This window comes from Pseudonocardia sp. (assembly GCF_050246655.1).
Lineage (GTDB): Bacteria > Actinomycetota > Actinomycetes > Mycobacteriales > Pseudonocardiaceae > Pseudonocardia.
Map to the genome: position 1 here is coordinate 1 of NZ_JBFWVQ010000061.1, position 19595 is coordinate 19595.

Here is a 19595-nt window from a genome sequence, read left to right on the forward strand (position 1 = left end):
GTCGCGGGTCCAACCCAGGGCGTACTGCTCCAGGTTCGACGCCACCGCGTCCAACTTCGCCGCCGCCGCGCGCAACGCAGCAGGATCGGCGACGATGTCGTGACCGCTCATGTACGGAGACGTCATCTCTGCCCCCGGACCAGCGGCGGAAGGTTGGACAGGATCAGCTCGGCCATCCGCCGCGACGGCGCACACGGATCCGGCCGCGGGGTGAGATCGGCGGTCGCGGTGACGACGACCGTCTGCAGGTCCGCGATCGCGACAGTAATGTCGCAATAACCATCCGGGTCGACGTTCCTCCGCACAGCCGGATGCCCGGCAACCTCGAACTGCTCATAGTTCGGATCGTCGTGGAACAGCCGCCACAAGCCCGGCAGCTTCCCCCCGGTTGGGTCGGTCGACACCGCGATTGACGCGTAGTCGACCTTTCGTGGGTAGTGCCAGAAGCAGGTCTGGGCCAGCCCGTCGGCAGCAGGTTTGGCCGTCGAGGGATCGAGCCCGAGCTCCTTCTGCTGCGCCACCGTCAACAGCTCGCACGGGCCGATCCCCCGGGCGTCCTTCGGCTCGCGCACTTTCAATTCGATCGGCACATCCGATGGAAACCCGTCCGCATCCGCCGTCGGCGCCCCCGGAGCGGCCCCCCCACCTGACAGCCCGACCGCACACCCGGTCAACACCGCCACCAGCCACGCCAGCAGCCAGACCCGCCAGAGACCGTGCGCCACCTTCACAGCCGACGCATCCGATCCGCAGCCTCACGCTCGACCCGCTCATAGGCCTCCGCCTGCGCCAACAAGCCCTCCTGCGCAGCACGGACCTGCCGGGAGTAGCCGACCATCCAGCGCCCGGCGTTCTCGGCCATCGTGATCAGGTTCTGCTTCAGCTGCAGGCTGACCGGATCTGTTCCCACATCGGCAACTCGCTGCCAGATTCGTTGGGTGCTCCAGGCAACGGCGTACTCCTCCACCCCCGACGCCACCCTGTCCAACTCCGCCGCCGCCCGACGCAACGCAGCAGGATCGGCGACGATGTCGTGACCACCCATGCACGGATGGTCACACGCCGACCCCACCGACCGTCCACAATTCACCCATCACGGCCACGAACCCGCAGGTCGACGACGCCGAACGGTTCGCGATCGTGAATCAGCCCCAGACCCGCCCGGTGATCCGCTCGTACACCTCGACGTACCGTGCCCTCGTCGCCTCGACCACCTCGGCCGGCACCTCCGGCCCGGGTGGTGTCCGATCCCAGTCGAGGGTCGCCGACCAGTCCCGGACGAACTGCTTGTCGTAGGAGTACTGCGGCCCGCCCGGCGCCCACCGCTCCGCGGGCCAGAACCGCGAGGAGTCCGACGTCAGCACCTCGTCCGCGAGGACGATCTCCCCGGAGGGATCCAGCCCGAACTCCAGCTTCGTGTCCGCGACGAGGATCCCTGCCTCGGCCGCGATCGCCGCACCGCGCGTGTACACCTCGAGCGTCAACGAGCGCAGCCGATCCGCCCGCTCCCGGCCGAGCAGGTCGGCGACCTGCGCGAACGTCAGGAACTCGTCGTGTTCCCCCACCGGCGCCTTCGTCGTCGGGGTGAAGATCGGCTCCGGCAGTCGCGAGCCCTCGACCAGCCCCGGCGGCAGCGCCACGCCCGAGACCGCGCCGAACTTCTCGTACTCGCGCAGCCCCAACCCGGCGAGGTAGCCCCGCGCGATGCACTCGACCGGCAGCATCTCCAGCCGGCGGCACCGGACGGCACGGCCCGCGAACTCGGCCGGGACGTCGGTGGAGATGACGTGGTTCGGCACGAGGTCGGCGGTCCGCTCGAACCACCACAGCGACAACGCCGTGAGCAGCGCCCCCTTGTCCGGTACGGGCGTGGGCAGCACGACGTCGTAGATCGACAACCGGTCGGAGGCGACGAGGATCAGCTCGGGCGGGCGGGTCGTGTCGTCGAGGTAGACGTCGCGGACCTTGCCCGAGTGCAGCAGCTTCACAGGATGGCTCCGGGGGCGTAGGCGGCGGCCTCGGGATGCCGGGTGACGATCGCGTCGACCCGGGCGCAGACGGCGCGGACCTGGGAGACGGCCGCGCCGGTGAACGCGAGCGGATCGGCGAGCAGGCCGTCCAGCGCCCCCGCCGAGAGCCCCAGCCGCTCGTCGGCCGCGAGGCGGCCGACGAGGTCGTTCTCGGCCTGGCCCTTCTCCCGCATCGCCAACGCGACGCCGACGGCATGTTCCTTGATCACCTCGTGGGCGGTCTCGCGACCGACCCCGGCGCGCACCGCGGCCATGAGGACGGCCGTGGTTGCGAGGAAGGGCAGGTAGCGGTCCAGCTCGCGGGCGATCACCGCGGGGTAGGCGCCGAACTCGTCGAGCACCGTCAGCGCCGTCTCGTAGAGGCCGTCCAGGGCGAAGAAGGCGTCCGGCAGCGCGACGCGGCGCACCACCGAGTCCGAGACGTCGCCCTCGTTCCACTGCGATCCGGCCAGCTCGGCGGCCATCCCGGCGTAGCCGCGCAGCAGCACGAGCATGCCGTTGATGCGCTCCGCGGAGCGCGAGTTCATCTTGTGCGGCATCGCCGACGACCCGACCTGACCGGGCTTGAACCCCTCGGTGGCGAGCTCCGCGCCCGCCATCAGCCGGATCGTCGTGGCCAGCGACGACGGCGCCGCCGCGAGCTGCACGAGCGCCGAGAGCACGTCGAAGTCCAGGGAACGCGGGTAGACCTGCCCGACGCTCGTGAACCCGGCTTCGAAGCCGAGATGTGCGGCGACCCGTGCCTCGAGCGAGGCCAGCCGCGACGCGTCCCCGTCGAGGAGATCGAGCATGTCCTGGGCGGTGCCGACGGGCCCCTTGACCCCGCGCAGCGGGTAGCGGGCCCGCAGCTCCTCCAGCCGGTCGAACGCGACGAGCAGCTCGTCGGCCGCGGTGGCGAACCGCTTGCCCAGCGTCGTGGCCTGCGCGGCGACGTTGTGGCTGCGACCTGCCATCACCAGCTCGGCATGCTCTGCGGCGCGGCGCGCCAGCCGGGCGAGCACCGCCACCGTGCGGTCCCGGACGTGCTGGAGCGAGAGCCGGATCTGCAGCTGCTCGACGTTCTCCGTCAGATCGCGGCTGGTCATCCCCTTGTGGACGTGCTCGTGCCCGGCCAGCGCGCAGAACTCCTCGATGCGCGCCTTGACGTCGTGGCGGGTGACGCGCTCGCGCGCCGCGATCGAGGCGAGGTCGACCTGGTCGACGACCCGCTCGTAGTCCTCGACGACCCCGGCCGGGACGTCGATGCCGAGCTCGGCCTGCGCCCGCAGCACCGCGATCCACAGCCGCCGCTCCAGCACGACCTTGTTCTCGGGCGACCACAGGGCCACGAGCTCGGGGCTCGCGTAGCGGGCGGCCAGCACGTTGGGGATCACGTACGTGCACGATACGTGCCCTGGGCGCACGGCCCGGCAGCAGATCCTGCTGCGTGCGGGCCCGCCCTCACAGCCGCGGTGCGAGCTCGACGGCCGCCTCAGCCAGACGTTCCGGGGACGGCCCGCTCCCGCTCGCGACCATCACCAGCGTCCCGCCGGACGCCGTCGGCAGGACCACCCCGCGCGCAGGCGCCGATCCCGTCGGCGCGCCCGGCGGAAGGTAGGTGACGCTGAGCACGCCCCCGTCCACCTCGACGTTGACGCCCCGCCCGCCGCCGAGCCGGCACTCCTTCGTCGTGGGCGCCTCGGGCGCGCCTGCCACCTCCGGGAGCACCTCCTCCACGAGCGCGCGCAGCTGCGGGTCCTGGGGGTTCGCGCAGGTGTCCACGGGGCCGGGACCCAGCGGCGGCTGCGGCGACGGCGCGGACTCCGCTCCCGAGGAATGCGCGTCGGCCGCGGCTGGCGGCGCGGCGCGGGCGGCCTCCGGTGCCGGCGACGGCGCGTACTGGGGCGCGGCCGGGGCCTCCGCCGGGGCGGCGGCCGTCGTCGCGTCCCGCGATCCGGTGACCCCCACACCGACGCTCACCCCGACGCCGACGACCACCACCGCCGCGAGCGCCGCGCCGGCCGTCACAGCCCGCCGCCTGGCGGTGATCCGCCGCGACGCGAGCACCACGTCCGCGCTGTCGAACGACGCCGGCGGGACGTCGGCGGCCGCACCCCGCATCGCCTCGGCCAGCTGCTGCTCGTCCATCACCACTCCCCTCACGCCGTCCGGAGGTCGTCGAGCGCGTCCCCGAGCGCCGCACGCAGCGCCGCGAGGCCGTGCGCCGTCTGGCTCTTCACGGTGCCCGTCGAGCAGCCCATCGCCGCGGCGGTCTCCGCGACGTCCAGGCCTTCGAAGTACCGCAGGACCAGCACGGCCCGCTGCTTCGACGGGACCGACCGCAGGCCCGCCACCAGCGCCTCCCTCGTGACGATCGCGTCCGCGCGGTCGGCAACCGGCGGATCGGGCACCTGCGTGAGCGGCGCCTTCTCCCGCCGCCACGGGCGTCTGGACTCGTCCACGACCGACCGCACGAGCGTCCGCCGCATCCAGGCGTCCAGACCCTCCTTGTCGCGGATGCGCCGCCAGTGGCGGTGCAGCGCGACGAACGCCGCCTGCGCGTGGTCGTCGGCGCGGTGCCAGTCCCCGCAGAGCAGGTACGCCGTGCGGCGCACAGCGTCGCGACGTGCACGGAAGTACTCCGCGAACGCCTCGTCTGCGGCGTCGGTCACGCCGTGTGCCTCCCTTCCGGACCCAGGACGGAACGCGGGCGGCTCACGGTTGCACGTCTCCCACAATCGGCGGATTCCGTGACCTTTTCGTGACCCACGCGCGACCGATCCGGCACCGGCTGGTTGAATCGGGAACCGTGCGAGCGTCTCGACTGCGCCGGGAACCGGCGGCGCGCGGCCCGATCGACCTGCGCTCCGACACGGTCACGAAGCCGACGAAGGAGATGCGGGAGGCGATGGCCGCCGCCGAGGTCGGCGACGATGTCCTGGACCGCGACCCGACGATGCGGGCGCTGGAGGAGCGGGTCGCCGACCTGGTCGCGACGGAGGATGCGCTCTGGACACCCAGCGGGTCGATGGCCAACCTCATCGCTCTGATGGCGCACCTGAACCGTGGCGACACGTTCCTCGCCCCCGCGGGCGCCCACGTCCTGGAGGCCGAGCTGGGCACCGCGGCGTGGCTCGCGGGCGGCATGCCACGACCCCTTCCGCACGACGCCGGACCGGGCCGTATCTCCCCCGACGCCGTGCGCCGGGCCGCCGCCGGCGGCCGGACGAACGCCCCGTACTACTCGCTGCGCACCACGCTGCTGTGCGTGGAGAACACCCACAACGCCGCGGGTGGCACCGTCACCGCGCCGGAGGAGCACGCAGCCCTCGCGTCCGCGGCCCGCGCCGCGGGCCTGCGCGTCCACCTGGACGGTGCCCGGCTGTGGCACGCCGCCGTGGCGCTCGGCGTCCCGCCCGCGGCGCTCACCGTCGGGGCGGACACCGTGCAGGTGTGCCTGTCGAAGGGGCTCGGCGCGCCCGTCGGGTCCCTGGTCGCGGGTTCCGCGGAGTTCACCGGGCAGGCGCGGCGGCTGCGCAAGATGCTCGGCGGCGGCGTCCGCCAGGGCGGTGTGCTGGCCGCGGCCGGGCTCGTGGCGCTGGATCGCATCGACCGGCTCGGCGAGGACCACGAGCGCGCTGCCATCCTCGCCACCGGCCTGCGCGAGCGCGGCTGGCAGGTCGCCATCCCGCAGACGAACATCGTGCTGGTCGCGGTCGCGGACCTCGAGGCGACGCTGCGCCGGTTCACCGACGCCGGCGTGCGCGCCTCGGCGATGGCGGGCCAGGTGCGGCTCGTCACCCATGCCGACATCACCGAGGTCGACGTCGCCGCGGCGCTGGAGCGCATCGGCGCCGCCGAGCCCGAGGACAGCGCGACCGTCCCGCAGCGACGCTCGTCCGGGGAGGGCTCGACGGCCACGCGGCGGGGGCTGCGCACGGCGACGCGCCGCTGACTCCCGCCACCCAGCGCGCCTCCGAGACGCCCGCCACCCCGCGCACCAGGACCGGTCAGAACGGCACCTCGCGGGCGAGCAGGCCCTCGCCCGGAGCCCGCCCGGACAGGATCCGGCAGAACTCGGCCGCGTCGAGGGTCAGCTCCACGCCGCCGGAACCCGACGAGAACGTACCCCCGGCCGGGCCGGTCAGCCGCAGCGCGAAGGGCTCGCCGTGCCGGCGCGCCCACTCGACGACGACGTCCGCGACGATCCGCCCGTCGTGTTCCGCGGTCAGCTCGTGGGGCCTGCCGGTGGCGCGGGCGATGTCGACCCGGTGCATCCAGGTGTCGCGGGTGAGGATCACGTCGAAGATGTAGCCCATCCGCCACGTCTCGACCGTGCCGTCGCGCATCGGCTCCTTGTCCGGCAGCAGCCGCAGCAGCCGCCGGGACGCCCGCCAGCGAGCCTGCCGCGGCCCTGCGGCGGCCATGCGGTCGACCAGCTCGCCCGTGCTGAGGTCTGCGTTGGCCGCCACCTGCGCGGCGGTGATGCCGTCGATCATCGGCCCGCCGTCCGCCCGCCTCGCCCCGGCCACCATCGTCGACACCATCCGTCGCAGGCCGCTGAAGCCCTCGGTCATGCCGAGCACGTGTCCGGCCAGCGCGCGGACGTCCCAGGCAGGGCAGTCGGTGGGTCGGGTCCACTCGTCCGGGGAGAGGGCACGCAGCGCGTCGACCATCCGCGCCGTCTCGCGCGCGGCGAACCCCTCGACCTCGCCGCGCGCGAGGGGCCGGGCCCCGTCCACCATGGTGTTCACGCCGCCACCGTTCGCACGGACGCGAGGAACCGCGCCTCGTAGGCGTCGGCGAGATCGCGCAGCGCCGCGGCGCAGTCGCCCGCGAACGCCGGGCCGTGCATGAGGGCGAGCGTGCGCGGCTGCAGGTCGGCGAGGGCGCGCAGGGTCGGCGCCGTCGTCGCGGTGAGGCAGGTGGCACCGAACAGGTCGTCCGCCGCGAGCGCGGGTGTGATCAGGTCGTCGTCGTGGACGAGGGCCGGGGCATCACCCGCCCGGGTGAACAGGTCCCCGCACAGGAGCGTGCGGGTGGTCTCGTCGAACAGCACCTGCGCCTCCCATCCGTGCGGCACGTGCGGGGTGGGGATCGCCCGGACCCGGTGCCCGCCGATGTCGCGGACGTCGCCCTCCTCGACGGGCTCCGGCGTGCGGTCGGCGAGGTCGTCCAGCGACACCCGGCAGCCGAGCAGGTTGAACAGGACGCGCGACGAGGGCGCCGCGTCGAGCCATTCGTTCATCGCTCCGCACTCGTCGGACTCGACGTGGCCGAAGCTCACCCAGCGCAGCCGCTGTGGCGGGACGACCCGGGCGACGGCCTCGCAGACCTGCGGGAACATCCGCCGGGGCCCGGTGTGGAAGAGCAACGGCTCGGCGCCGTCGACGAGGTACTGGTTCATCAGGAAGCCGCCGGGGGCGACGTCGGGCAGGCAGGTCGACAGGCGATAGACGCCATCGGCGATCTCGTGGACGGAGGTCTGCATGCCGGAGAGTCTGTTCCGGCACGCCATCGGGCAGCAGAGGCGCGACACCCCCACTTAAGGCCCGCGGATCACCCAGATTGCACGCCGTGATCGCGGGCCAGTTCCCGCAGGGCCGCCCGGTTCCGCACCCCGGTGCGGTCGTAGAGGCTGCCGAGATGGCGCTCGACGGTCTTCGGCGAGAGGTAAAGCCGCTCGCCGATCTGCCGGTTCGACAGGCCCCCGACGACCAGCCGCAGCACGTCGACCTCCCGGCTGGTGACCCCGAGAGCCCGCAGCGTGGCGGGTACCACCGAGTCCCCACGACCGCGGCGCGGAACCGGGGCTCCCGCCTGCGCGAGCAGGAGCCGGCAGCGGCGGGCGGTGCGGCCGTAGCCTCCCGCCGCGAAGAACGCCTCGGCCTCGCGCAGCCACGCGGCCGGGTCTCCCCAGCCGTCGCGGATCGCCGCCCGCGCGGCCAGCATCTCCACGACGTGGACGAGTCCCCGGCTCAGCGACATCCGGCGCAGCCCCGACCGGGCCCGCTCCATCCGCTCCGCCGCCGCGGGGTGGCCCTCCCGGCCGAGCGCGACCGCCTCGATCAGCTCGCGCTGCAGGTGGAACATCGGCATCCCGATCCGGTCGGCGGCGGCCGCGTACTCGATGCGTGCCGCGGCGCCGAGGTCCGCACCGTCGGCGGCGCGCACGAGGGTCCAGAGCACCCGGCCGGGGAACACCGAGGTCGCAGGGTCGGCCCTGCGGACGTGCTCCATGCCGGTCTCGAGCAGCGCGGGCACCGCCTCGAGGTCGCCGGAGACGACCGCGCTGGTCAGCAGCACCCGGCCGTAGAGGTCACCGAGGATGCGGGGATCCTCCGGATCGCGGGCGAGCGACCGGGAGATCGCGGCCTCCATCGCGACATCGTCGCCCGCGAGCGCGTGGGCGCCGGCGAGCCAGAGGTGCGCGACCGGCTCGGTCGCGAGGCCGAATCGCCGGCTCGCTTCCACGCAGGCCGTGGCCGCGGCGAGCGCGCCGTCCCGGTCGAACGCGCCGAGGGCGATGTCGGCGAGGCTGAGGTCCATCACGGCCACCGTCACCAGCGCCCCGTACCGCGCGGCCAGCGCGCGGGTCTCGCGAAGGGGTTCGACGTCGCCCGACGGCCACGCCAGCAGGGCGAGCTCGTGCTGGGCCCGCAGGTGCCAGGAGGCGAGGCCGTGGCGGGAGGCGACGTCGGCGGCGCGGCGGAACCACACCTGCCCCTCGGCCAGATCCCGGGTGCGTGCGACCCGGCCGCGGACCTCCAGCGCCTCGCACTCGACCTCCGCCTGGCCCTCCGCCGCCGCGAGTGCCGTGTCGGCGAGCGCGGCGGCCTCGTCGAGCCTGCCGCACTCCAGCGCGACGTACGCGGCGACGGCGTCGAGCCGCGCGCCGACGGCGGGGTCCGGATCCGCGGTGAGTGCGGCACGCGCCGCCGCGACGTCCGCGCCCGCCGCGCCGCGGTCACCACCGGCCAGCGCCGCGCGCGCCGTGACAGCGAGCAGATCCGCCCGCCGCGCGGGTGGCACCGACGCGGCGAGGCGCCTGCCCGCCTCGCCCGCCTCGCCCGGTTTCCCGGCGGCGACGAGCACGCGCAGCAGCGATTCACCGGCGTCGAGAGCGACGGCGTCCCCCGGCGGCGCGACCCGGACGGCCCGCCGGGCCGCCGCCTCGGCGGAGATGAACGCACCCGCGGCGAGCGCCCGGCGGGAACTCTCGACGAGCCGCTGCGCGGCGGCCCCGGACGCCCCCGCCGCCTCGGCGAGCTCCGCCGCCAGCTCGCACAGCCCGCCGGGCAGGCCGGGGTTGGCCCGCTCGATGGCGGGCCAGGCCCGGCGGGCGAGGTCGCGCCGGTCCGGCGGGAGCAGGTCGGCGAGCACGGCCTCGCGGGTGAGCGAGTGCCGGAAGGCGAACCCGGCGCCGTCGACGTCCACGAGCTGCTCGTCGACCGCGGCCCGCAGCGCGTCCGCGGCCGACCGACCATCCACCTCGGCGATCCCCGGCAGCAGCTCCCAGTCGAACCGCCTGCCCAGGAGCGCCGCAGCTCCGACGACCCGGCGGGCCGTCGGCGTCAGCCCGACCATGCGGCGGCCGACGGATTCGCGCAGGCTGACCGGAACCGTGAGCGTCAGCTCGCCCTCGCAGGCCCAGCTCCCGTCGAGCCACCGCAGGTGGCCCGCGGCGACCAGGCCCGCGAGCAGCTCCTCGACCAGGAACGGGGTGCCGTCGCCGTGGGCCCGCACGAACGCCGCGATCTCCGGCGGGGCCGAGGACGTAGCGAGGCAGGCCGCGACCATCCGGTCGACGTCCTCGTCCGGAAGCAGTGCGATCCGCACGACCGACCCGGGATCGCGACGTTCGAGCCGCTCGACGGTGTCGACGGCCGCCCCGTCCGGACGGGCGGTGCACACGCAGAGCACCGGCTCGTCGGGGGCGGCGTCGGCCAGGTGGTCCAGGGCGGCGAGGGTCTCCGCGTCCGCCCAGTGCAGGTCCTCCAGGACGAGCACGCAGCCGCGCCCTGCGCCGTGGCGGCGCAGCAGGCGCAGCACCGTCTCGCCGAGCAGGAGTGGTGAGTCGTCTGCTCCCGCACCCTGCCATGACGGGACCAGGCGCCCCAGGTGCGCGCCGAGCCCGGCGAGCTCAGGAGCGTCCGGGGGCGGGGCGTTGCGGAACGCGCCGAGGAACGCCTCGGTGAGCGGGCGGTAGGCCACCGTGCTCCCGGGCACCGCCCGGCCTGCCAGCATCGGAGCACCGCAGAGCACCGCGGCGTCCGCGACCTCCTGGGTCAGCCGGGTCTTGCCCGTCCCCGCCGCGCCGACGAGCAGGACGACGCCGCCGCGGCCCTGCGCGAGCCCCGCCACCCGGGCGTGCAGCAGCGCCGCCTCGGCCGTGCGCCCGACCAGCCCGGGGCAGAGCAGGCGCCGCCCGGCCAGCCCGCCGTCAGCCATGCACGACCTCCCGATCGCAGGCGATCGTAGGCGCGACCGCGACGTCAGGGGCGGGTCCTGGAGCGGTGCTCCAGCGCCTCCAGCCGGGCGCTGATCGCCTGCAGCTCCGCGAGCACGGCCGCCAGCTGCGTCCCGAGCCGTTCCTGTGCCTGCGTGATGTCGCCGCCGATGGATGCGGAGAGATCACGCTCGGTCTCCTCCAGCTCCTCCTCGATCTCGGCGATCCCCGCCGAGGTCGCCCGCAGGTTCTCGACGAACCAGCTCGCGATCGACGCCGTCACGACGCCGAGCAGCGCCACCCCGGTGACCATCAGCGTGGCCGCGACGACCCGGCCCTCGGCCGTGACGGGGTAGCGGTCGCCGTAGCCGACCGTCGAGATCGTGGTGATCGTCCACCACAGCGCGTCGCCGAACGTCGTGATGGACGAGTCGGGGGCGCTGCGCTCGGCGTCGAGCACGGCGAGCGCGGAGGCGAACCCCACCAGCGCCACCGTCCCGACGACGTAGACGGCGACGCGGCCGCGGAAGTCGTCGCGCAGCTGCCGGTTCAGCACGCTGATCACGGTGACGACGCGCAAGGCGCGCAGCTGGCGCAGCATCGGCAGCAGCAGGACGGCGAGGTCGATGACATGGGTGCCGACGAAGCGCCACCGGTTGTGCGCGAGCCAGAGCCGCACCACGTAGTCGACCCCGAAGGCGATCCAGATGAGCGTGAGCACGCCCTCCAGCGCCGCGACCGCCGCCGGGCTCAGGGAGGTGTCCAGCACCTGCCACGCGTACGCGGCGAGGAACACCACGGCGAGGGCGGTGAGCGGCCAGTCCACCCGGCGCTCCCAGGCCGCGATGCGTGGCTCGTCGTCGGCGGCGCGGCGGCGCAGTGCCATCGTCACGGCCCCTCCCTCATCGGACCCGCTCTCATCGGACCCTCCGTCATCGGAGCCGGAGGCTCTCGAACCGGCGTAACGCCTCCGCCACGTCCTCGGTCGCGCCCGCACACGAGATCCGCAGCCACGCGCCGCCGTCGACGGGGTCGAAGTCGATCCCGGGCGCCGCGGCGACGCCGATGTCGGCGAGCAGCCGGTAGGTCAGCGCCATCGAGTCCGCGACGCCGGTGGCCGCGAGCCACGGCCTGACGTCGAACCACACGTAGAACGCCCCGTCGGCCGGCGCGATCGTCTCGATGCCGAGCCCGGGCAGGCCGTCGAGCACCAGGGCGCGGTTGACGGCGTAGCGGGCGACGTGGCCGTCCGCCTCGGCGTAGCTCTCCGGCGTGAACGCCCCCAGCGCCGCCTGCTGCGGGAGCGCCGGCGGGCAGACGGTGAAGTTGCCGGCGAGACAGTCCACCGCGCGCAGCAGCCGCGGCGGGACGAGCAGCCAGCCCAGCCGCCAGCCCGTCATGGAGAAGTACTTGGAGAACGAGTTGACGACGATCGCCTCGCGGGAGGTCTGCCACGCCGACGCCGTCGCCGGGGCGCCGGGGTAGGAGATGCCGTGGTAGACCTCGTCGCTGATCAGCTGGACGCCGTGGCGCTCGCACCACGCCGCGATCGCGGCGAGCTCGCCGGGCGGCAGGATCGTGCCGGTCGGGTTCGCGGGGCTCGCGACGACGAGGCCGTCGATGCCGTCGAGCCGCTCCAGCATCGCGACGGTCGGCTGGTAGCGGGTGTCCGGGCCGCAGGGCAGGTCGACGACCTCGCAGCCCAGCGCGCTCAGGATGTTGCGGTAGCAGGGGTAGGCGGGCCGCGCCATCGCGACACGGTCGCCCGCGTCGAACGCGGCGAGGAACGCGAGCAGGAACCCGCCCGAGGACCCCGTCGTCACGACGACCTCGTCCGAGGCGATCGGGATGCCGTACGCCCGGGCGCAGTGGGCCGCGATCGCCGCACGCAGCGGTGGAATGCCGAGCGCGACGGTGTAGCCGAGGACCTCGCCCTGCACGGCCTGCACCGCCGCGGCCCGCACCGGCCCCGGCGCCGGGGTGGACGGCTGCCCCGCCGAGAGGTTGACGAGGTCACCGTGGGTGCGCTGGCGCTCCCCCGCCGCCGCCCACACGTCCATCACGTGGAACGGGGGGATCGCGGCGCGGGCGGCGGTGTGCAACTTCGACCCGGTGGTGCTCACCCGCCGAAGCGTAGGCGGGGGCGGTGCGGAGATCGTCCGCGGAACTACGGTGCCCGGGTTCCGACGGACCGGTGACGGCGCGCGGCCCGTCAGCCCGGGACCGTGACGAGCCCCTCCGCCGCCTTCGCCGCGATGTCCGTGCGGTGGTGCGCCCCTGCCAGGTGGACCCGTCCGAGCCGTTCGTAGGCGTCGGCACGGGCGGCGGCGAGGTCGGGCCCGGTGCCGACGACGGAGAGCACGCGCCCGCCTGCGGAGACGACCGCGCCGTCGTCGCGACGGCGGGTGCCGGCGTGCAGCACCCCCTCGGCCTCCGCGCCGGAGACGACGTCGCCCAGCCGCGGCGTTCCCGGGTAGCCCTCCGCGGCGAGCACGACCGTCACCGCCGCGCCGGCTTCCCACTCCAGCGGTGGCTGCCTGGCGAGCGTTCCGGTGGCGGTGGCGTGCAGCAGCCCGGCCAGCGGCGTGCGCAGCAGGGCGAGCACGGCCTGGGTCTCGGGGTCGCCGAAGCGGCAGTTGAACTCGACCACCTGCGGGCCGGACGACGTCAGCGCCAGGCCCGCATAGAGCAGGCCGGAGAACGGGGTGCCGCGGCGGACCATCTCCGCGGCGACGGGCCCGACGATCGTCTCGACGAGCGTCTCGGCCAGGTCCGCGGGCGCCCACGGCAGCGGGGCGTAGGCGCCCATACCGCCGGTGTTGGGGCCGCTGTCGCCGTCGCCGACGCGCTTGAAGTCCTGCGCGGGCAGGAGCGGGACGACGAGCGCCCCGTCCACCAGGCAGAACAGCGACACCTCCGGCCCGTCGAGGTAGGTCTCCAGGAGCACGGGGTGCCCGGAGTCGAGCAGCCCGCAGGCGTGGGCGCGCGCGGCGTCCAGATCCTCGGTGACGACGACGCCCTTCCCGGCCGCCAGCCCGTCGTCCTTCACGACGTACGGCGGCGCGAAGCGGGCGAGCGCGATGTCGAGATCGGCGGGGGTGTCCACGATCAGCGACGCCGCGGTCGCGACACCCGCGGCAGCCATGACGTCCTTCGCGAAGCTCTTGGAGCCCTCGATCCGCGCCGCCTCCGCCCCGGGGCCGAAACAGGCGATGCCGGCCGCACGCACGGCGTCCGCGACGCCCGCGACGAGCGGCACCTCGGGGCCGATCACGACGAGGTCGGCCCCCCAGTCCGCGGCGAGCTTCGCGACCGCGGCGCCGTCACGCGCCTCGACCCCGCGCTGCTCGGCGAGCGCCGCGGTGCCGGCGTTGCCGGGCGCGCAGGCGAGCGCCGTGACCGCGGGATCCTGCGCGAGCGCGAGCAGGATGGCGTGCTCACGAGCACCGGAGCCGATGACGAGGACGCGCACGATCGAGGAGCGTAGATGCGGTGACCGGCGTCGCAGACGGCGGGCGGGCCTGTTCACCCCACGGCCCTGCCGGCGTCGCCCGCGCGTGGCCGGGCCGTCCCTCACCGGGGCGACGCTGGCAGCCATGCTGGTCATCGCCCACCGCGGCGCATCGGGGCACCGTCCGGAGCACACGCTCGCCGCCTACGAGCTCGCCGCCCGGCTCGGCGCGGACCACCTCGAACCCGATCTCGTCAGCACCGCCGACGGCGTCCTCGTCGCCCGCCACGAGCCGGAGATCGGCAGGACGACCGATATCGCGGCACGCCCCGAGTTCGCCGACCGGCGCACGACGAAGGTGATCGACGGCGAGCCGCGGGTCGGCTGGTTCGTCGAGGACCTGACGCTCGAGGAGCTGCGCCGGGTCCGCGCCGTCGAGCGCATCCCGCGGATCCGTCCGGCCAACGCCGCGCACGACGGCCGCCACGTCGTCCCGACGTTCGCCGAGATCCTCGCGCTGCGCGAGCGCCTCTCCGCCGAGCTGGGCCGCGAGATCGGCGTCTACCCCGAGACCAAGCACCCCACCTACTTCGCCTCGATCGGTCTCGCCCTCGAACCGGCGCTGGTCGCCGAGCTGTCCGCCGCCGGGCTGGGTCGCGCCGACGCGCCGGTGTTCGTGCAGTCCTTCGAGACGACGAACCTGCGGCTGCTGCGCGGGATGACCCCCGTCCCACTCGTGCAGCTGATCGCCGCCACGGGCCGGCCGGCGGACGGGAACCCCCGCAGCTACGCCGATCTCGCGTCACCCGCGGGCCTGGCCGGGATCGCGCGCTACGCCGCCGCCGTCGGCGTCCACAAGGCCCTCGTCCTGCCCCGGTGGGGCGGGCCGGTGAGCCCGCTCGTCTCCGACGCCCACGACATCGGCCTCGCGGTCCACGCCTGGACGTTCCGCGACGAGCCCCGCTTCCTACCCGAGGCGCTGCGCAGGCCGGGCGGGCCGGTCGCCGAGTACGGGCCGTATCTGGATGCGGGGGTGGACGGGGTGTTCAGCGACCATCCCGGAACCGCCGTGGCCGCGCGCGACACGCTCCTCAGCCGAGCCGGCTGACCGCGAGCCCGTTCACCGGCAGCCTCGACGAGGGTCGTCGCACGTCAGGAGGACGGCGGCCGGTCAGTCCCGAGGAACTCCGCCAGCAGCGCCGTGGTCGCGGCCGGATCCTCCTCGTGGGGGAAGTGCCCGATCCCCGGCAGCACCCGCAGCGGGCCGTCCCCTGCCCAGCGGGCCGAAGCCTCGGCCGTTGCGAGCAGGATGCACGGGTCGACCTCGCCGTGCACCCGCAGTACCGGCACCCGGACGGGATCGGCCATCGCCGCGGCGAACCGGCGGCCTTCGGCACGCACCTGGGAGCGTGCGGCCCACCGGTGGTACTCGAGGGCGCAGTGCGCCGTCCCCGGCACCTGGATCGCGCGCCGGTTGCGGTGCGCGGCCTCGGCGAATTCCGGCGTCCCCGGCCACGTCGGGCCGGACCACCGCCGCATGATCCGCTCCACCCGCGCCCCGCCGTCCGCCGTGAGCGAGCGTTCCGGCCAACGGGGCACCTGGAATCCCGCCGCGTAGCCCAGCGTGGCCCGGCCCTGGCCCCGCGGATCGCGCATGATCCGGCTCCGGACGGCGAGCGGGTGCGGCGCGTCGAGCACGACGAGCGATGCCACGAGACGCGGGTGCAGCGTCGCCACCGTCCACCCGATCAGGCCGCCCCAGCCGTGCCCCACGACGTGCGCGGACCGCTCGCCCAGCGCCCGGACGAGCCCCGCGACGTCCCCGGCCAGCGTCCACAGGTCGTAGCCGCGTGGAGGCTTGTCCGAGTCGCCGTAGCCGCGCAGGTCGGCCGCTGCCACCCGGAACCCGGCTGCGGCGAGCCCGGTCAGCTGGTGGCGCCAGGCCCACCAGAACTCCGGGAAGCCGTGCAGCAGCACCACCAGCGGGCCCGAGCCCAGCTCGGCGACGTGCAAGCGCACGCCGTTGGCCGACACCGCGCGGTGGTGCCACGGCCCCGGGACGCGGATCTCCGCGGGGCCCGGCCCGGCGGGGGGCCGCACGGTCTGCGTCAGTGCGAGCCGTTGCGCTGCGCGGCGTCCAGCTCCGCCTGCGGGCGACCGCGCGCCGAGAGGATCTCGGCCGACGCCTTCAGCGACTCGATCGTCCGCTCGGGCTTGCGGATCTTGCGCACGCGCAGGTAGCCGATCAGCCCGGCGAGCCCCGCCAGCAGCACCATGAACCCGAACACGATGGCGTAGGCCGCCGAGCTGTACAGGCCGAGGTTCACCAGGAGCTCGGCCAGCGCGGTGAAGAAGAAGAACAGGCTGAACAGCAGGATCACCAGGGCGACGATGAAGAAGATGCTGCCCTGGACGCCCTTCTTCACCTCCTGGGTGACCTCGGCCTTCGCGAGCTCCACCTCGGAGCGCACCAGCTGCGACACCTGGGTGGTGACGTCGCGGACGAGCATGCCGATCGACTGCTCGCTCGCCGGAACGGGCCGTTCGGGCGTCAGCGGGATCGAGGGCAGCACGGGCGGTACCTCCGCGCTGCCCGAGCCGGTCGGATGGGTCACCACGGACCTCCCTCACGTCGAGTGATCGGCCGCATCCTTCCACGGGTCGGCTGGGCGTGCGTGGTCAGGCACGCGCAGACCTGGTCGCGGGGTTGGGCCCGTTGCGTGCGGTCCGCGCGTTTCGGCCAGCCAGGCCGTTGCGTGCGGGCGCGTTCCGCCCGGCCGGCGCGCACCAGACGACCGCACACACCCCGCGGCGCTCACACACACCCCGCGGCGCTCGCACAAATCCCGTGGTGCTCGCACACATCCCGTGGTGCTCACACACACCGTCGACGGTGTGTGCTACCACCAGAAGGTGTGTGCGACCGCCCGAAGGACGATGCCACCGCCCTGGGGCCGCGCCACCGCTCCCGAGGCCGCGCCGCCCCGGTACGCGCCGCCCCGGGGTACGCGCCGCCCCGGGGTACGCGCCGCCCCGGGGTACGCGCCACGTCGAAGCCGCGCCGGGAACGCGCCACCCCGGGTGCGCCACCCGGGTGCGCGCCGCGCCGAGGCCGCGCCCAGCTCACTCCTCCGGCCGCCCCCGCAACCGCTTCACCGCCCCCCGGCGGGCCTTCGCGTCGAGGCGCCGCCGCTTTGACGCCGCGGACGGCCGGGTCGGCCGCCGCGCCGGCGGCTCGGGCTCCGTCGCCGCCCGCAGGACGGCCGCCAGTCGCTCCCGAGCCGCCTCGCGGTTGCGCAGCTGACCACGGTGTTCCGAAGCCACGACCGTGAGCACGCCGTCGCTCAGCCGCGAGCGCAACCGGCGCAGCGCACGCTCCCGCAGTTCCTCGGGCATCGACGGCGACCCGGCGACGTCGAACGACAGCTCCACCCGCGAGTCGGCCGTGTTCACGCCCTGCCCGCCCGGCCCCGACGAGCGCGAGAACCGCCACCGCAGCTCCCGTTCAGGGAGCACGAGGCCGCGGCGCACGAGCAGGTCGGTCACCGGACCAGCCTGCCGCACGCCGCCGTCACCTTCGCCCCGCCGCTCGCCACGAGGCGTCCGGCCTCGCCCCGCCCGTGCGGCCGGGCCGGGGCGATCAGTCCTCGCTCTTGCCCTCCTTCAGGCCGGTGGAGATCAGGTTCATCACCGACGAGTCCGCCAGCGTGGTGACGTCGCCGACCTCGCGGTTCTCCGCGACGTCCCGCAGGAGCCGCCTCATGATCTTCCCGGAGCGGGTCTTGGGCAGCTCGTCCACGACCATGATCTGGCGCGGCTTGGCGATCGGGCCGATCTCCTTCGACACGTGGTCGCGCAGCGCCTTGATCGCGTCGGCGCCCTTCGCTTCGTCCTGCGCGACGTTGCCCCGCAGGATGACGAACGCGACGATGCCCTGCCCCGTGGTCGGGTCCGACGCGCCCACGACGGCCGCCTCCGCCACCGTCGGGTGGCTGACCAGCGCCGACTCGACCTCGGTGGTGGAGATCCGGTGACCGGAGACGTTCATGACGTCGTCCACGCGGCCGAGCAGCCAGATGGCCCCGTCCTCGTCGTACTTCGCGCCGTCGCCCGCGAAGTAGTAGCCCTGCTCGGCGAAGCGCGACCAGTAGGTGTCCTTGTACCGCTCCTCGTCGCCCCAGATGCCGCGCAGCATCGACGGCCACGGCTGGTCCAGCACCAGGTAGCCACCCTCGCCGCGCCCGACCGGGGTGCCGCCCTCGTCGACCACCGTCGCCGCAATGCCGGGCAGCGGGCGCATCGCCGATCCCGGCTTGCACGCGGTGACCCCCGGCAGCGGGGAGATCATGATCGCGCCCGTCTCCGTCTGCCACCACGTGTCGACGATCGGGCAGCGGCTGCCACCGACGTTCTCCCGGTACCACATCCAGGCCTCGGGGTTGATCGGCTCACCCACGCTGCCGAGCACCTTCAGCGAGGAGAGGTCGTACTTCTCGGGGATCTCCTTGCCCCACTTCATGAACGTGCGGATCAGCGTGGGTGCGGTGTAGTAGATCGTGACCCCGTACTTCTGGATGATCTCCCAGTGCCGGCCCTCGTGCGGCGTGTTCGGAGTGCCCTCGTACATCACCGATGTGGCACGGTTCGCGAGCGGCCCGTAGACGATGTAGCTGTGTCCGGTGACCCAGCCGATGTCGGCGGTGCACCAGTAGACGCTCTCGCCGGGCTTGTGGTCGAAGACGACGTTGTGGGTGTACGCGGCCTGGGCGAGGAAGCCGCCCGAGGTGTGCAGGATGCCCTTCGGCTTCCCGGTCGTTCCCGACGTGTAGAGGATGAACAACGGGTTCTCGGCGTCGAAGGCCTCGGCCTCGTGCTCGTCGGACTGCCTGTCGACGATCTCGTGCCACCAGACGTCACGGCCCTCGGTCCAGGGCACGTCGGTCTGGGTGCGCTTGACGACCAGGACGTTCTGGACCGTCGGCGTCTCCGCGACGGCCTGGTCGGTGTTCTCCTTCATCGGAGCGGGCTTCCCTCGACGGAACTGGCCGTCCGAGGTGATGAGCAGCTTGCACTCGGCGTCCTCGATGCGGGCCTTCAGCGCGCTCGGGGAGAATCCGCCGAAGACCACGCTGTGCATCGCTCCGAGCCGCGCGCACGCGAGCATCGAGAACACTGCCTCGGGGATCATCGGCAGCTGGATCGCGACCCGGTCGCCCGCGCCCACGCCAAGCTCCTGCAGCGCGTTCGCCGTCCTGCAGACTTCGCGCTTGAGGTCGGCGTAGGTGATCGTTCGGGAGTCGCCCGGCTCGCCCTCCCAGTGGAAGGCCACCTGGTCGCCGTGCCCGTCCGCGACGTGGCGGTCCACGCAGTTGTAGGCGACGTTGAGCCTGCCCCCGACGAACCACTTGGCGAACGGCGGCTGCCAGTCCAGCACGCGGTCCCACTTCTGGTGCCAGTGCAGCCGATCGGCCTGCTCGGCCCAGAAGCCCTCGCGATCCGCCGCCGCGCGGTCGTACCACTCGGCGGTGGCGTTCGCCTGCGCCGCGAACTCCTCGCTCGGCGGGAAGCTGCGGCTCTCGGTCGAGAGGTTGCTCAGGGTCGAACTCGATCCGCTATCGGCCATATCCCTTGCCTCCTGGGTGTTCGCCGGCCGGACGTCGACGTCCGGCGACCTCGTCCTTGGTGA

General features: G+C 74.2%; 18 protein-coding genes. 2 read left to right on the forward strand and 16 right to left on the reverse strand.

All coding sequences use genetic code 11. The features are described 5' to 3' along the window. Window positions 1-122: 122 nt before the first annotated feature. The 6 genes from AB7J25_RS18985 to AB7J25_RS19010 form a co-directional block, all read right to left on the reverse strand. The gene (locus AB7J25_RS18985; RefSeq protein ID WP_428510872.1) at window positions 123-731 is read right to left on the reverse strand and encodes a DUF3558 domain-containing protein; all 609 of its coding nucleotides are present in this window, start codon (window positions 729-731) and stop codon (window positions 123-125) included. Continuing rightward, window positions 728-1045 (reverse strand): PE domain-containing protein, encoded by a 318-nt coding sequence (locus tag AB7J25_RS18990; protein ID WP_428510874.1) that lies wholly within the window; start codon window positions 1043-1045, stop codon window positions 728-730. The genes AB7J25_RS18985 and AB7J25_RS18990 overlap by 4 nt, the downstream gene beginning before the upstream one ends. 100 nt (window positions 1046-1145) lie before the next feature. Next, a complete protein-coding gene (locus AB7J25_RS18995) occupies window positions 1146-1988 on the reverse strand; it encodes a phosphoribosylaminoimidazolesuccinocarboxamide synthase (RefSeq protein WP_428510875.1) in 843 nt (280 codons plus the stop codon). Continuing rightward, entirely contained in the window at window positions 1985-3403 is a 1419-nt protein-coding gene (purB, locus tag AB7J25_RS19000; RefSeq protein ID WP_428510877.1) for an adenylosuccinate lyase, read from the reverse strand. Before purB ends, AB7J25_RS18995 begins: the two co-directional genes overlap by 4 nt. Before the next feature lie 67 nt (window positions 3404-3470). After that, window positions 3471-4157, reverse strand: a complete 687-nt coding sequence (locus AB7J25_RS19005) for a hypothetical protein (protein ID WP_428510879.1) — start codon at window positions 4155-4157, stop codon at window positions 3471-3473. Window positions 4158-4168: 11 nt separating this feature from the next. Then, entirely contained in the window at window positions 4169-4681 is a 513-nt protein-coding gene (locus AB7J25_RS19010; RefSeq protein ID WP_428510881.1) for a SigE family RNA polymerase sigma factor, read from the reverse strand. A gap of 224 nt (window positions 4682-4905) precedes the next feature. Between AB7J25_RS19010 and AB7J25_RS19015 the strand changes: the two genes are divergently transcribed. After that, complete coding sequence (locus AB7J25_RS19015; RefSeq protein ID WP_428510921.1) at window positions 4906-5964, forward strand: threonine aldolase family protein; 1059 nt, start codon at window positions 4906-4908, stop codon at window positions 5962-5964. Window positions 5965-6019: 55 nt separating this feature from the next. Here the strand turns inward: AB7J25_RS19015 and AB7J25_RS19020 are convergent, their stop codons facing one another. The 6 genes from AB7J25_RS19020 to purD form a co-directional block, all read right to left on the reverse strand. Continuing rightward, complete coding sequence (locus tag AB7J25_RS19020) at window positions 6020-6754, reverse strand: maleylpyruvate isomerase family mycothiol-dependent enzyme (RefSeq protein WP_428510923.1); 735 nt, start codon at window positions 6752-6754, stop codon at window positions 6020-6022. Window positions 6755-6759: 5 nt separating this feature from the next. Continuing rightward, window positions 6760-7500: a hypothetical protein gene (locus tag AB7J25_RS19025; RefSeq protein WP_428510883.1), complete on the reverse strand. Its 741-nt coding sequence runs from the start codon at window positions 7498-7500 to the stop codon at window positions 6760-6762. A gap of 68 nt (window positions 7501-7568) precedes the next feature. Then, window positions 7569-10460, reverse strand: a complete 2892-nt coding sequence (locus tag AB7J25_RS19030) for a helix-turn-helix transcriptional regulator (protein ID WP_428510885.1) — start codon at window positions 10458-10460, stop codon at window positions 7569-7571. Window positions 10461-10504: 44 nt separating this feature from the next. Then, complete coding sequence (locus AB7J25_RS19035) at window positions 10505-11344, reverse strand: potassium channel family protein (RefSeq protein ID WP_428510925.1); 840 nt, start codon at window positions 11342-11344, stop codon at window positions 10505-10507. Window positions 11345-11390: 46 nt separating this feature from the next. Then, complete coding sequence (locus tag AB7J25_RS19040; protein WP_428510887.1) at window positions 11391-12581, reverse strand: aminotransferase class I/II-fold pyridoxal phosphate-dependent enzyme; 1191 nt, start codon at window positions 12579-12581, stop codon at window positions 11391-11393. 89 nt (window positions 12582-12670) lie between these two features. Further along, window positions 12671-13930 carry a phosphoribosylamine--glycine ligase gene (purD, locus tag AB7J25_RS19045; protein WP_428510889.1) on the reverse strand — a complete coding sequence of 420 codons (1260 nt, stop codon included), beginning with the start codon at window positions 13928-13930 and terminating at the stop codon, window positions 12671-12673. A 124-nt stretch (window positions 13931-14054) separates the two neighbouring features. On the opposite strand from purD, the gene AB7J25_RS19050 reads away from it, so the two are divergent. After that, complete coding sequence (locus tag AB7J25_RS19050) at window positions 14055-15017, forward strand: glycerophosphodiester phosphodiesterase family protein (RefSeq protein ID WP_428510891.1); 963 nt, start codon at window positions 14055-14057, stop codon at window positions 15015-15017. 44 nt (window positions 15018-15061) lie between these two features. Here the strand turns inward: AB7J25_RS19050 and AB7J25_RS19055 are convergent, their stop codons facing one another. From AB7J25_RS19055 to acs, 4 genes are all read right to left on the reverse strand, one after another. Further along, on the reverse strand, window positions 15062-16009 hold the full coding sequence (locus tag AB7J25_RS19055; RefSeq protein WP_428510893.1) for an alpha/beta fold hydrolase: 948 nt from the start codon (window positions 16007-16009) through the stop codon (window positions 15062-15064). 8 nt (window positions 16010-16017) lie between these two features. Continuing rightward, complete coding sequence (locus tag AB7J25_RS19060; protein WP_428510895.1) at window positions 16018-16524, reverse strand: phage holin family protein; 507 nt, start codon at window positions 16522-16524, stop codon at window positions 16018-16020. Between the two features lie 508 nt (window positions 16525-17032). Beyond that, window positions 17033-17455 (reverse strand): alternative ribosome rescue aminoacyl-tRNA hydrolase ArfB, encoded by a 423-nt coding sequence (gene arfB, locus AB7J25_RS19065; RefSeq protein ID WP_428510896.1) that lies wholly within the window; start codon window positions 17453-17455, stop codon window positions 17033-17035. A gap of 94 nt (window positions 17456-17549) precedes the next feature. Next, a complete protein-coding gene (gene acs / locus AB7J25_RS19070) occupies window positions 17550-19532 on the reverse strand; it encodes an acetate--CoA ligase (RefSeq protein WP_428510898.1) in 1983 nt (660 codons plus the stop codon). Window positions 19533-19595: the final 63 nt, after the last annotated feature.